Annotated in this window: 12 protein-coding genes, 1 tRNA gene and 1 pseudogene; 9 read left to right on the forward strand and 5 right to left on the reverse strand. The window is 72.6% G+C overall.

The features are described from left to right. Positions 1-380: 380 nt before the first annotated feature. Positions 381-962 (reverse strand): TMEM165/GDT1 family protein, encoded by a 582-nt coding sequence (locus RZ84_RS10995; RefSeq protein ID WP_043264169.1) that lies wholly within the window; start codon positions 960-962, stop codon positions 381-383. Between the two features lie 239 nt (positions 963-1201). Then, positions 1202-1960: an ABC transporter permease gene (locus tag RZ84_RS11000; protein ID WP_043269598.1), complete on the reverse strand. Its 759-nt coding sequence runs from the start codon at positions 1958-1960 to the stop codon at positions 1202-1204. Between the two features lie 650 nt (positions 1961-2610). On the opposite strand from RZ84_RS11000, the gene RZ84_RS11005 reads away from it, so the two are divergent. The 5 genes from RZ84_RS11005 (at position 2611) to RZ84_RS11025 (ending at position 8755) form a co-directional block, all read left to right on the forward strand. After that, positions 2611-4653 (forward strand): FAD/NAD(P)-binding protein, encoded by a 2043-nt coding sequence (locus tag RZ84_RS11005; RefSeq protein ID WP_241777657.1) that lies wholly within the window; start codon positions 2611-2613, stop codon positions 4651-4653. A 101-nt stretch (positions 4654-4754) separates the two neighbouring features. Then, complete coding sequence (locus tag RZ84_RS11010) at positions 4755-5219, forward strand: DoxX family protein (protein WP_043264170.1); 465 nt, start codon at positions 4755-4757, stop codon at positions 5217-5219. A gap of 178 nt (positions 5220-5397) precedes the next feature. Beyond that, entirely contained in the window at positions 5398-6030 is a 633-nt protein-coding gene (locus RZ84_RS11015; protein ID WP_043264171.1) for a DedA family protein, read from the forward strand. A gap of 477 nt (positions 6031-6507) precedes the next feature. Next, positions 6508-7665 carry a methyltransferase gene (locus RZ84_RS11020; RefSeq protein WP_043264172.1) on the forward strand — a complete coding sequence of 386 codons (1158 nt, stop codon included), beginning with the start codon at positions 6508-6510 and terminating at the stop codon, positions 7663-7665. Positions 7666-8098: 433 nt separating this feature from the next. Then, on the forward strand, positions 8099-8755 hold the full coding sequence (locus RZ84_RS11025; protein ID WP_043264173.1) for a nucleoside/nucleotide kinase family protein: 657 nt from the start codon (positions 8099-8101) through the stop codon (positions 8753-8755). A gap of 151 nt (positions 8756-8906) precedes the next feature. On the opposite strand, the pseudogene RZ84_RS40935 reads toward RZ84_RS11025, so the two are convergent. Further along, a pseudogene (locus tag RZ84_RS40935) lies at positions 8907-9257 on the reverse strand (hypothetical protein); the annotation flags it as partial. Between the two features lie 108 nt (positions 9258-9365). Here RZ84_RS40935 and RZ84_RS11030 point away from each other — a divergent pair. Then, positions 9366-10058 carry a MarR family winged helix-turn-helix transcriptional regulator gene (locus tag RZ84_RS11030; RefSeq protein WP_078893686.1) on the forward strand — a complete coding sequence of 231 codons (693 nt, stop codon included), beginning with the start codon at positions 9366-9368 and terminating at the stop codon, positions 10056-10058. Between the two features lie 64 nt (positions 10059-10122). Beyond that, on the forward strand, positions 10123-10971 hold the full coding sequence (locus tag RZ84_RS11035) for an alpha/beta fold hydrolase (protein WP_043264174.1): 849 nt from the start codon (positions 10123-10125) through the stop codon (positions 10969-10971). Positions 10972-11265: 294 nt separating this feature from the next. Here RZ84_RS11035 and RZ84_RS11040 read toward each other — a convergent pair whose 3' ends face one another. Next, complete coding sequence (locus RZ84_RS11040) at positions 11266-11766, reverse strand: VOC family protein (protein ID WP_043264175.1); 501 nt, start codon at positions 11764-11766, stop codon at positions 11266-11268. A gap of 161 nt (positions 11767-11927) precedes the next feature. Here RZ84_RS11040 and RZ84_RS38860 point away from each other — a divergent pair, with 161 nt between their 5' ends. Both RZ84_RS38860 and RZ84_RS11050 read left to right on the forward strand, forming a co-directional pair. Then, the gene (locus RZ84_RS38860; RefSeq protein ID WP_157878799.1) at positions 11928-12356 is read left to right on the forward strand and encodes a DUF6907 domain-containing protein; all 429 of its coding nucleotides are present in this window, start codon (positions 11928-11930) and stop codon (positions 12354-12356) included. Between the two features lie 141 nt (positions 12357-12497). Next, positions 12498-12953 (forward strand): hypothetical protein, encoded by a 456-nt coding sequence (locus RZ84_RS11050; RefSeq protein ID WP_043264177.1) that lies wholly within the window; start codon positions 12498-12500, stop codon positions 12951-12953. Between the two features lie 241 nt (positions 12954-13194). On the opposite strand, the gene RZ84_RS11055 is transcribed toward RZ84_RS11050, so the two are convergent. Then, positions 13195-13266, reverse strand: a tRNA-Val gene (locus tag RZ84_RS11055). Positions 13267-13508 lie beyond the last annotated feature (242 nt).

The following is a 13508-nucleotide window of genomic DNA, read 5'->3' on the forward strand; positions in this document are numbered from 1 at the left end:
CCCCCCCCCCCCCCCCCCCCCCCCCCCCCCCCCCGCGGGGGGGGGGGGGGGCGGCGGGGAAAAACAAAGAGGTACGGGTGGGCGGCGGGGCAAAGAGGCGGGGCAAAGAGGCAGGGTAAAGAGGCGGGGTAAGTAAAGAGGCAGGGCAAAAGACCCCCGCGCATCGCGACGCACAGCGCAAGTCGGCGCATCGCGATGCCCGGCCTGGACGCCACCGGACACACGCCCAGCGGCCGGACACACCCCAGCGACCCGGCACAAGCCCAGCGACCCGGCACAGGCCCAGCGGCCCGACACCCGGCGGCGGTATCCCCGGCACACACCCACCCCCCGTGGGCGATCCCTCAGCCCACAACCACCCCCGCCCCCGGGACCACCCCTCAGCCCGCAGCAGCCTCGTACAGGCTGAAGCCGGCGAGCACGACCATCAGTGCGGCGGCGACCTTGGTGATCAGCCGCAGCGGCACCCGCTTCATCAGCGTCCGTCCGCCCAGAATGCCCAGCCCCGCCACGGCCCACAGCCCCAGTACGGCGCCGACGCCCACGGAGATCGGGTCGTTGTAGCGGGCTGCGAGGTTGGCGGTCATGATCTGGGTCAGGTCGCCGAACTCCGCGACCAGGATCATCATGAAGCCCGCCCCGGAGACCTTCCAGAAGCTCTGGTCGGCGGGCTTGACCACGTCCTCCTCGTCGTCGTCCTTCCGGAACAGCAGCACGGCCGCGCCCGCCAGGAACAGCACCCCGACCACGGCCTGGACGAGGCGGTGCGGGAGCAGGGTCAGCACACTGCCCGCCGCGATGGCGAGGACGACATGCACCAGGAAGGCGGCGGCGACGCCCGCGAAGACGTACGAGGCCCGGTAGCGGGTACCGAGCATCAGGCTCGCCAGGGCGGTCTTGTCGGGCAGTTCGGCGAGGAAGATGACGCCGAAGACGATGGCGGCGACGGTAAGGCTGAACACGGGGCGGATTACCTCGATCGGTCGGGCCGCGCCAAAGGGCCCGGGAAGTGGGTTCGCTTCGGCACGGCAGCGTCGAACACTGCGGCCGAAGGTCTCGCTGGCGCGTACGGATACGTACCGCGTAAGTACCGCGTACGTACCGCGTCGCAGTGCGACATCTGTCGCGCTGCGATACCTACCGCGCCTCCGGGCGCCGGCTCAGACGAGCTGAGCAGTATGTCGACGATCCCGGCGAAGAGCTACTCCCCTTCTGCTGCCGGCAAGGGTACGCGGTGGATCCGCCCGCGTGCCACCAGCTCCAGCACCACCGCACACGACGACGCCTGCACGGCCAGCAGCGCGACCAGGACGAACAGCTGCACCGCACCTGCGTGTACGGGCGAGGCGCCGCCCAGCAGCATGCCCACGAACGCCCCGGGGAGTGTGACCAACCCCACCGTCCTGGTCTGGTCGAGCCCCGGAAGCAGGGCGTCCGACGCGGCCGGACGGGCCACCTCCATACGCGCGTCCCGGTCCAGCAGCCCCAGCGCCAGGCCCGCCTCGAACTCGCCGCGCCGCAGCTCCAGCTCGTCCAGCGCCCGGCGCCCTCCGAGGACGGTCGCGGTCAGCGCCCCGCCGATGAGGATGCCGGTGACCGGGATCAGGCTGAGGCCGCGTGGCGGAACCAGGCCGGTGAGCAGCAGCAGGACGACGACCGGGAGGACCCCGGCGGCGATCGGTACGGCGGCCCACCACCAGGTGTGGTTCTGGGTGATGCGACGGCCGGCCGTACGGACCGCCACCGCGAACATCAGGACGAGGAAGCACAGCAGCCAGGGGAGGGCACCGACGACCCAGCCGATGAGGTAGGAGACGGCGGCGAGTTGGGCCGCCGCGCGCAGGCCGGCGAGCGCGATGGCCCGGGCGTGGCCGAGGCGCGCCACCGAGGCGACGGCCACGGCGGCGGCCAGCAGGACGGCGAGGACGACCCCGAGGGTGGCGTTGACCGGCAGGAGCACGCGCTCACTGTAGGCGGGCGGGTGGGCCGGGGGCACCGCATCGGAGTTCCCCGGCGCCGGTATGACGTCCCGTCGGTACGGCGGTTTTCCCAGGCGTTCCCGCAGCCCCCCCGATACCCCACGCCCACCCATACTCGCTGATACCCGACGCCCACCCATACTCGACGTTGCCCGCAGCACGGCGCCTCCACCACGCCACAGCGGGCCCGAGTGCACGCCAACCTCCCTACGCAGCAAGGGAGTTCCAACACCAGGACCACCACGTCCTACCGCACCAGGACCACCATGTCCTACCGCCCCCGGAGGCGGGCTAGTCCGGTGCCGCGCAGGGGACCACCGCGCGCCACCAGGAGTTCGCCGACGACCTGACGCGCTCCCAGCTGATCGCCGTCACCCTCCATCCCGCTATCGGCCGGTTCTCCGTCCATGTGCCGGTTGCCGGGGTACGCGTCGATGCGTGCGGTTCGCCGCCCGCCGGCCGCCGGCCGGACCGGTGCCCCCCTGCGAATCCGGCTGAATCTTTTGCCTGCGCGGGTGCCGTGCCGGCGCCTCGGGCGGTGATGATGGGGCGCACCTAGCTCGCCGTCCGCCCCCTGATGGCCGCGCGCTCCCCCGCGTACGGCCGTCCGTCGTTCCTGGGAGAGCCGCTCTTGGCTGTCGACCACCCCACCGACCGCCCCACTCGCCCGGCCGTCGCCATCGTGGGGGCGGGACCGCGCGGCACGAGTGTGCTGGAGCGGATCTGTGCCTCGGCCCCCGAACTGGCCCCGGGCGTCCGGCTGACCGTCCATGTCATCGATCCCGCACCGCCCGGCGCGGGCCAGGTATGGCGTACCGCCCAGCCGTCCGAGCTGCTGATGAACACCGTCGCGTCGCAGGTCACCCTGTTCACCGACGACAGCGTCGAGTGCGCGGGGCCGATCCGCACCGGGCCGAGCCTGTACGCCTGGGAGGGGTGCGAGGTCGGGCCGGACGACTATCCGGGGCGGGCGCTCTACGGCCGGTATCTGGAGTGGGTGTTCCGGCACACGGTGCGGACCGCACCGGAGAACGTGACCGTGGTCGCCCACCGGGCCCGCGCGGTGCGGCTCACCGAGGCCCCCGACGGCACGCAGTCGCTGGCCCTCGACGACGGCCGGACGCTGCCGGGCCTGGGCGCGGTCGTGCTGGCACAGGGCCATCTGGACACCGTCCCGGACCCGGAGCAGCGGCGCTTCGCCGACTACGCCGCCGGGCACGGGCTGCGGTATCTGCCGCCCGCCAACCCCGCCGATCTCACCGAGGAGTTGGCGGCACTGCCCCCGGACCGCCCGGTGCTGCTGCGCGGGCTCGGCCTGAACTTCTTCGATCACATGGCGCTGCTGACGACCGGCCGCGGCGGCCGGTTCGCCCCCGGCGCGGACGGCACCCTGAGGTATCTGCCGTCCGGCCGCGAGCCGCTGCTGTACGCGGGTTCCCGGCGGGGCGTTCCGTACCACGCGCGCGGCGACAACGCGAAGGGCGCGCACGGCCGCCATCTGCCGCTGCTGCTCACCCCGGACGTCATCGCGGCCTTCCGCAAGCGGGCCGGATCCGGGGAGCTGCCGGACTTCCTGACGGAGGTCTGGCCGCTGGTGGCCAAGGAGGTGGAGGCGGTCTACTACGAGGCGCTGCTGGCGCGCCGCGCCCCGGACGACTCGCGGGGCCGCTCCCCGGAAGACTCCCGGCACGGCCCCCTCGTGGGCTCCCCGAACGCCTTCCGGGAGCGTTTCCTGGTCAGCGCGCACGGCAGTCCCCAGGAGGCCGCTGCCCTCGACGCCTTCGGTATCGCGCCCGCCGACCGCTGGGACTGGGACCGCGTGTCCCGGCCGCACGCCGACCGGCCGTTCGCCGGCCGGGCCGATTTCCGCGGCTGGCTGCTGGACCATCTGCGGGCGGACGTGGCGCACGCCCGGCAGGACAACGTGTCGGGCCCGGTGAAGGCCGCCCTGGACGTGCTGCGGGATCTGCGCAACGAACTGCGGCAGATCGTCGACCACGGCGGGCTGGCGGGCGCGTCCCGCCGCGACCACCTGGACCGGTGGTACACCCCGCTGAACGCCTTCCTGTCCATCGGGCCGCCGCGCCGCCGCACAGAGGAGATGGCGGCGCTCATCGAGGCGGGGGTGCTGGAGGTCGTCGGCCCCCGTATGGAGGTCCGCATCGGCACCGGGGAGGAGGCGCCCGGTTTCATCGCCTCGTCCCCGGACGTGCCGGGTTCGCGGGTCACGGCGGCGGGCCTGATAGAGGCCCGGCTCCCGGAACCGGATGTGCGGCGCACCGGGGACGCGCTGCTGACCCGGCTGCTGGCCGACGGCGGCTGCCGGCCGCACACCACGGACGGCTACGAGACCGGCGGGCTGGACGTGTCACCGAGCCCGTACCACCTCGTCGGGGCGGACGGGCGGTGGCATCCACGGCGGTTCGCGGTCGGCGTGCCGACGGAGGGCGTGCACTGGGTGACGGCCGCCGGGGCACGCCCCGGGGTGGGATCGGTCACGCTGGCGGACACGGATGCGGTGGCCCGGGCGGCGCTGCGCGCCTCGGCCGCCCGGCCGCCGTGCCCGCGACCGCCCGCCTCTCCGGCCCCGTCTGCCCCGGAGGACCCTCCGGTCACGTCCGTCTCGGCGATCGCCTCCACCGCCCCCATGGGCCGGCCTGGTTCAGACCAATAGTTCCCCAAGCAGAAGATGTTGAACTTGCAAGTAACAGTAAGGCGGGCCTAACCTTCCACTCCAGCGGTTACTTCGTCCCCACAAAGCCGTAGGAGTCACCCGTGTCCGCTCCCCTCACCTCCTTCACCGACAAAGCGACCCCGCACGTCCTCGCGCTCTTCCGCGTCGTCGTCGGCCTGCTCTTCGCCTGCCACGGAGCCTCGTCGCTCTTCGGCATCATGGGCGGCGCGATGGGCAACGGCTCGACCATCCCGGCGGGCAGCTGGCCCGGCTGGTACGCGGCGGTCATCCAACTCGCCGGCGGCGTCCTCGTGATGGCCGGCCTGGGCACCCGCGCGGCGGCGTTCATCAGCTCCGGCTCGATGGCCTACGCCTACTTCACGATGCACGCGGGCCACGCCCTGTGGCCGATCCAGAACGGCGGCGAGGCATCCGCGATGTTCTGCTGGGCCTTCCTGCTGATCTTCTTCACCGGTCCCGGCGCCTGGGCGCTCGACCGCCTCTTCTTCGGCGCGCCCGACGAGGCGCCGGCGCCCGCCGCCCAGCGCGAGCCGAGCGCCGCCTGACGCCCCTGCACCGCGTCCGCGACGTACGCCCGGCCCCCGGCAACCCGGCGCCCCGGGGAGGGACACAGTCCGCCCCGGTCCGCTCGGCCGGCGGGGCCGGGCGTACGCTGTACGGCTGTAGTGCCGCCCCTGCCGCCCCAAGCGACGTCGCGGCGGGGTCCGGACCGGGAGCGATGCGTTGGTGGAAAGCCTGGGGTCCCTCAGCGGCACCCCCTGGGTGTACGCGATCGTCGGTCTCTCGGTGGTCCTCGATGTCTTCGTCCCGATCCTGCCCAGCGGGGTCCTGGTGATCACCGCCGCCACCACGGCCGCCGGCACCGCCGCCGACGTCACCGCATCCGCCCACGGCGAGAACCACCTCGGCGAGATGCTCTCGCTGGTGCTCTGCGCGGCCACCGCCTCGGTGCTCGGCGACATGGTCGCCTACCGGCTGGCCTGGCGCGGCGGCGACCGCTTCGACCGCGCCATCGGCCGCTCCCGCCGGCTGGCCGCGGCCCAGGAGCGGCTCGGTGCGGCGCTCACGCGGGGCGGCGGCGGCATCGTCGTACTGGCCCGCTTCGCACCCGCCGGGCGCTCCGTGGTCAGCCTGGGCGCCGGTGTCGCGCACCGCACGGTCCGCGAGTTCCTCCCCTGGTCGGCGCTGGCCGGGCTCGTCTGGGCCGCCTACAGCGTGAGCCTCGGCTACTTCGGCGGGCACTGGCTCGGCACCTCCTGGATCAGCGCCGCGCTCTCCGTCTTCGCCCTCTTCGTCGCCGGCTCGGTGGCCGCGTTCCTCATGCGCCGGCCGGAGCGTCGGGCCACCGCCCACTGACACCCGGGCGGCGGCCCGACGCATACGGACCCTCCGGCACGTGCGGAACATCCAACGCATCGGGCGCGTACGGACCGCCGGCACGTGCCGATCATCACGTACCGATCATCCAGTGCATCCGGCGCGTACGGACCGTCGGCGCATCCGGCGCGGGGGCGGGCACCGCAGCCGGACCGCCCGCACCGCCCAGCGCAACGCCCGCTCGCCGTCCGGAGATCCGTCCACGGCGGCGATGACCGGAAGGGTGTCCGTACGCGCCTCCACATGTCAGCGTGTGCGCGCTGTGCGCGATACGTGGCCGTGCTCTCATCCTGCCCACGCGCCGGCGGCGGGGACAGGGACAAAGGTCCCGCCCCCGACACGGAGTAGAGTCGATCGTCATCACCCGCTCCCCGCCGCCCCTCCGGGCAGGCACGGCGCCGCGCCACAGCGGCCCAGGATGCGGGAGTTCGAACCACTAACGCGAGGCACATTTCGGTGAACCAACCGCCGGTCGTCGAATGGACCGAGGCCGACGAGGCCCGTTCCGCCCGTTGGCGTTCCGAGAACGGCGCCCCGCCACCCCGCAGGATCGTCATCGCGGACGACCGGACCAAGGCCGACGAGGCGTACCGGCTCGCCTGCGAGGGCACCGCGCTCCTCTGGCGCGGCGACTTCCACAACGCCCGCCAGCTGCTGACCGCGATGGCCCGGCGGATCGACCGCCGCCCCCGTAAGGCGCCGCCCGCCGACCCCGCCCAGGCGTTCCACCTGCACCGCGCCGCACAGAACCAGCGCGCCCGCGTCCTGGGCATGCTGCTGGTCCCCCTGGACGCGGACCTCGCCGTCCCGCTGCCCCGCGCTCCGGACGTCCGCGAGGCGTGCGCCAGGGCGTACGGTGCGCCCGAGCCGGCCGGTGCGTCCGCGCCCACCGGGACCGCCTCGCTGGTCTCGCTCCGCGAACTGCTCGGCCTCATCGGCGCCAACGAATGGCGCAGGAAGGGCGTCGAGATCCCGGCCCTGGGCGGCGACCGGATCCACCCGCACTACGGCGTCTTCTCCCCGGCCCGCGGCGAATACGTGGACCTGGTCGCCGAGGCGCCGCTGCCGAGCCGGGAGCTGGCGTTCGACATCGGCACCGGCACCGGCGTACTGGCAGCGGTACTGGCACGGCGCGGGGTGCGCCGGATCGTGGCCACCGACCAGGATCCGCGCGCGCTGGCCTGCGCCCGCGAGAACACCGAACGGCTGGGCGTCGCCGGCCAGGTGGAGGTGGTCGAGGCCGATCTCTTCCCGGACGGCCGCGCCCCGCTGATCGTCTGCAATCCCCCCTGGGTGCCCGCCAAACCGACCTCCCCCGTGGAGCGCGCGGTCTACGACCCGGGCAACCGGATGCTGCACGGATTCCTGAACGGTCTCGCGGAGCATCTGGCACCGGGCGGCGAGGGCTGGCTGATCCTCTCCGACCTGGCCGAGCACCTCGGTCTGCGTCCGCACGCCGAACTCCTCGACGCGTTCGCCGCGTCCGGCCTCAGCGTCCTCGGCAGGCTCGACATCACACCGCGCCACCCGCGCGCCCGCGACACCTCCGACCCGCTCCACGTGGCCCGCGCCGCCGAGGTCACGTCACTGTGGCGGCTGGGCGCGGCGGGCTGACGCCCTCCCGGGGGGGGCGGGCGCCGGACCACCCGCCGGCCGTCCCCGGATATCCGCGCCGTGCCACCGCACGACGTACCGCACACCCGCCACAACACCGCGCAGACGCCCGCCCGTTGCCTCCGGATCCCGGCGCCCGGCTGCTCGGCCCCTCCGTGGACGACCTGCCGTATGCCGCGCCGGTCGCCGGTGGCGGACAGCCGCCGCCCCGGCAGCAACCGCCGCAACGAACCCGGCACCGCAATCGGCACGGCACACGGCATGGCGCACCGCACTGAACCGGGCCACGGCGCACCACCGCTGCCCCGGCAGAGCGGACGGCGGAACGCGCGAACTCCCCGGTCTCGTCCAATCTCCTCCGACCTCCCCCGGTCTCGTCCGATCTCCCCCGATCTCCTCTGGCCACCCGTCCATCAGGCACGATGTACCCACCATGGATCCCGCGCATCTGCTGACCCGAGCCCGCCGGCTCGCCGCCTCCGCGACCCCCCGCCGACGCCGCCTGCTCGGCATCACCGGCCCGCCGGGCGTCGGCAAATCCACCCTCGCCGCGCATCTGGCGGCGGAGCTGGCGAGCCAGGCCGTGCTCGTACCGATGGACGGATTCCATCTCGCCGAGGCGGAGTTGCGCCGCCTGGGGCGCACCGACCGCAAGGGCGCACCCGACACCTTCGACCCCGCCGGATACGCGGCGCTGCTCGCCCGCCTGCGCGCACGGGAGTCCGGCACCCCCGTCTACGCCCCGGCCTTCGACCGCCGCATCGAGGAGCCGATCGCCGGCAGCATCCCCGTGGCCCCCCACATCCCGCTCGTCATCACCGAGGGCAACTACCTCCTGCTCTACTCCGACCCCTGGGCACAGGTCCGCGAACTGCTCGACGAGGTCTGGTACATGGAGTTGGACACCACGGAGCGGGTCCGCCGGCTCATCGCGCGCCATGAGCGCTTCGGCCGCCCGAAGACCCACGCCGAGCACTTCGTCCGCACCTCGGACGAGCCCAACGCCCGGCTGATCGCGACCACCCGCGAACGCGCCGACCTCGTCGTCACCTTCACCCCCGACGAGGCACCACCGGCAGCGGACGAATAACCCGCACACCCGGCCTCCCAACATCCCCCACCTCACCACCTCCCTTCCCTTTTCTTCTCTCTTTCCTCCGCCCCCTCTTCTCCCTCTTCTCCCCTTTTCTTCCCCTTTCCCCCATTCCCCCCTCCCCTTTCTCTCGCCCGCCGGACGCCACCAGGCCCAGCACCGAAAGCGCACCCCACCCCACGGACACCGCCACCGCCTTCCGCCGCCGCCCACGCCCCGGCAGGGTCAGCCCCAGCAGTGCGGCATCGCCGAAGTCGGCCGCGATCCGCAGACACGCGGCCGTGCGCAACGCCGGCCCCTCGGGCGCCAGCACCATCGCCAGACCACTCGCCGCGTCCCGCCAGCCGACCGGCCGCAGAGAGGTCCTGGTCGCGACCCCGGTCCGCCCGCGCGCGTCCACCAGCCCCGAGGGGCGCGCCAGCACATCAGGCAGTGCCGTGACAGCCACTCCGTACACCGCCGTGGCCGCCCCCACCGCGCGCAGCAATCCGACCTTCATCCGCCACCCCGCCTGCCTCTCGTCCCGTCACCCCGTCAACTCCTTTCCTCAACTCCTTTCCTCGCCAACACCCTTCCCAAACGACATCAACGGTGTCATCATGACATCATGAGTGTCGATGAGGGGGGCGCCACCAAACCGAAAGGCGCCGAGCGGAAGTACGCCGAGCACGAGGGCGCCGAGCGGACGGACGCAGAACAGGAGCGCGCCGGGCAGGTGGATGCCGGCGAGCGGATGGACGCCGGCGAGCCCGCCGCCGTCGAGGACCTGCTGTACGGCGTCATACGGCGCCTGTGGCCGCTGCACCGGACGATCGTGCGCGCCGTGGAGCGCGAGCTGCGAGGCACCGGCATGACCGCCGGCGAGCACGCCCTGCTCGACGCGCTGCGCGCCCAAGGCCCGCGAACGGTCCCGCAGTTGGCACGCTCACTGGACCTGGACCGGCAGCCGGTGCAGCGCTGGGTGAACCACGCGGCGGACCTGGGCCTGGTGGTGACGGCCCCGAACCCCGCGCACCGCCGCTCGTCCCTGATCCGGCTCACCACCGAGGGCTCGGAGGTGATGCGCGGGATCCAGGACTCCGAGGCGGCGGAACTGCGGCGCGGGCTGACCGACCTGTCGGCGGCGGACGTCCGCACCGCACTGCGCGTCCTCGACCGGCTCGGCGAGGAATTCCGGCACTTGGCGGACGGCTCGCGCGTTCCCTCGGAGGAAAGCGGCAATCCCGATATCAGTGAATCCACTCCCATAGATACGACACAGCCCACCGAACCCACCCCTACCACCCCGACCGCGCCATAACACCGAGCAGCCGCCCGCCCATCCGCCCCTCCACTCCCCTCTCCCACACAGAACGGCCCGGAGAATGACCCACGACTTCAGCGCCTGGTCCGAGATCGACAACGGCACCGTCCCGATCGACGACGGCGAGCTGTTCTACGAGACGGCCGGCGCGGGTCCCGCGGTGGTGCTGCTGCACGGCGGGATGCTCGACCAGCACATGTGGGACGAGCAGTTCGCCTGGCTGGTCAACTCCGGGCTCCGCGTGATCCGCTACGACTCGCGCGGCCACGGGCTCTCCTCCACCGTGACCGGCGACTGGGCCAACCACGACGACCTCGCCGCCCTCCTGGACGCCCTCGACGTCCCGAGCGCCGTCCTCGTCGGCCTCTCCCACGGCTCCCGCGTCGCGCTCGACACCGCCCTGGCCCACCCGGACCGGGTCACCGCCCTCGCCCTCGCCGCCCCCGGGATCAGCGGCCGGGCCTTCACCGACCCGTTCGTCCTGGCGCACATCAAGGAGCAGGTCGCCGCGATCGGCGAACCGGACGGCGCGGAGCGCTACGTGGAGCACTTCCTGCGGATGTGGGTGGACGGGCCGCACCGCGCACCGTCCACCGTGCACCCCGGCTTCCGTGAGCGGATGCGCGCCTCGGCGACCGCCAATGTCGAGGTACATGCCGACGGCGTGGGCGCCGGTGTACCCCTTGAGGTCGGCGCCTTCGACCGGCTGGGCGAGATCCGGGTACCGACGATCGTCCTCGACGGCGACCTCGACTCCTCCGACATATCCGCCAACGCCCATGCGATAGCACTCAACGTCCCCGGCGCCCGGAGGGTCCGCATACCGGCCGCCGGCCACATGGTCAATCTGGAGAACACCCCGCACTTCGACCGGGAACTGCACACCTTCCTGTCCTCTCTGGATTACTGAGGACCGCAGAGCGCCACCGAGGAGGGCCAGAGGAGAGCCAGGGGCCTACCGCGAACCACAAACGGGACGCTGCACCACTGGCTTCACCCTGCCCCGTCCGGGCGCGGTGGGAGTGACCGGGCGGTGGCGTTCCGGAAGAACGGTGAAGAACCTCGCTGAAGAATCCCGCTTCGGTATCGGCTTCGACACCGCGACCGAAGTGACCCCGATGGTGACGGCCGGCAGCAACGCCGCAGCCGACCTGCCCTCGCCCGCGTCCGCTTCTCGCCCCCGTCCACCCTCGCCCCGTACCTCCTACGTGGCCGAGCCCGCCGCCGCGCCGGTCACCAGGTCCGGCCCCCAACGCTCCAGCGCCGCCGCCATGTCGAGCGGACGCGACCGGTCCGGCTCGTCCGCGCCCGGCCAGTCCTCCCGCGGCACCCGCCACATCACCTCGAACTCGTTGCCGTCCGGGTCCGCGGCGTACAGCGACTTGGACACCAGATGGTCGCTGGTCTTGGCCAGGGCACCGCGTGCGCTGAGCCGCGCCTCGGCCGCCGCGAGGTCGCCGAGCGTGCCGACCTCCCAGGCGAGGTGGTACAGCCCGATCCGGCCGCCGTCCGGCCCCGGTGCGTCCGGGTCCGCCGCGAACAGCCCCAGGTCGTGATCATTGAGCGACCCGGGCGCGCTGAGGAAAGTCGCCCGCCCCGGAATCTCCCAGCTCACCACCAGCCCGAGGGCCTCGGTGTAGAACGCCACCGACCGCGCCACATCGCGGACGTACAGCACCGCGTGATTGAGCCGCCGTACGGTCATGTCCCCTCCCGTCGCACACAGAACTCCGGCCTCTCCCCGGTACCTGTCCCGCGCACCGCCCGACGGAACCCCACTTCCGGCCAAGCGGCGCAACCGCATCTCCGGACCAGCACGACGACCGCACCGGCCGCGTGGGCGCCCGGGAGGCGAAAGGAGACACCATGTCCGCCGCAACTGTCCTGCCCCTGCACCCTGCCGAGCACGAGTGCCCCAACTGGTGCGCACGCGATCCGCACGCCGAGGCGACAGGAAGCCACATCAGCGCCCCAGTACGCCTGACGGCCCCGGAAGGAGCGAGCCCGAGCATCGAAGTCCCCCTGCTGTCCGTGCAGATCGGCCTCGGCCACGACGAGGAGGCACTCGGCGAGCCGCCCCGCGTCCGGCTCTCGGCCACCGACGGCTCGGCCGAGCTGGACGGCGCCGCCCTGGGCTTGTTCATCGCCGGCCTGGAGCATTTCGCGCTGCGGCTGCGCGGTCTCAGGCACCGATACGACACCGTCATCCTCGGCGGCGCGGCCGAGTCGGTCGACCACTATGAGACAGCAACCCATCCGCTCGAACTCGTCGCCCCCTGCCCGCCCTGGTGCTAGCACCGGGACTCGGAGGAGCACACCCCGACCGGGCTCCTGGTCGACCACTTCCATGCCGCGCACGAGGAGAGCACGGAGCTGAAGCTCCAGCCCAGGATCCGCACGAAGTACGGGCTGGAGGCCGAGTTTCTCGATCTCGTCATGGAACACCTGCCGCACGCCCGGCTGCCACAGATCGGTCTTGGGATCGGCAGCAGCGAGAAGCGGCATTACGCGGCCTTGGCGTTCGAGGAGGCCGACCAACTGCGTTGCACTCTCAACGAGTTCATCGCGCAGGGGCGCGAGTACGCCCAGCCGGATGCCGTTGCGTCCCTGCAGGAGCTCATGGACTACTGCGGTGTGCGGATCGTCAAATCCGAACGCGGCGCGAAGGGCTTCTGCGGACACGCCGTCGGCGACACACGACATGGCGGACCGGTCTGGGTGACCGTCCCCAAGGACACCACCGGCCCGCGGTTGGAAGAGCTGGTGACGCACCTGCTCACGGAAGTCCATGAGACGCAGCGGGAGCTGACCACTCCAGGAGGCGCCGAGATTCGCCAGGCGGGTGCGCCGCCCGAGCCACCGTCATGGCTGGTGGGGGAAGCCGCCGCCTGAGCCGTCAGGAGACGGGTCGGCTCGACGGTATCCCTGAGCGCCGAAATTCGAGGCACCAGGCGCTGCGTAACCGCCGCGCGAGCCAAGGGCCGTATTCAGATGACGTCCGATACGGCCCCGGAAGACCATCGAGGAGATGAGCGCCGCTCCTTGTCCCCCGGTCTGTCCCCCGGCGCACGAAAATGGCCTTCCGGACACCTCTCCGGAAGGCCATTCGCCGCATTCGCGCTGGTCAGCGCAGTGGGCACAACAGGATTTGAACCTGTGACATCTGCTTTGTAAGAGCAGCGCTCTACCGCTGAGCTATGCGCCCTGGACGAGCCGACAGACTACCTTGCCCGGGGGCCCACTCCGCAAACCCGTGGTCGGGGGCCGGGGGGCCGGGGGCTCGTCCGCGGGCGGGAAGTCGCGGGGAGCGTGAACTTACCGGACGGGGTGTTCGTTTCGGTGGGTGGGAGAATGCCAGCCGGCCCTGGGGCGATCCGATCAGGAGAGGGATGTGACGGCGACAGACAGGCAGCCGCAGCCGTGCGAGGAGCGGGCACGCCGTCGGCC

Origin of the sequence: Streptomyces sp. CT34, from assembly GCF_000805335.1 — a bacterium.
Taxonomy (GTDB): Bacteria; Actinomycetota; Actinomycetes; order Streptomycetales; family Streptomycetaceae; genus Streptomyces.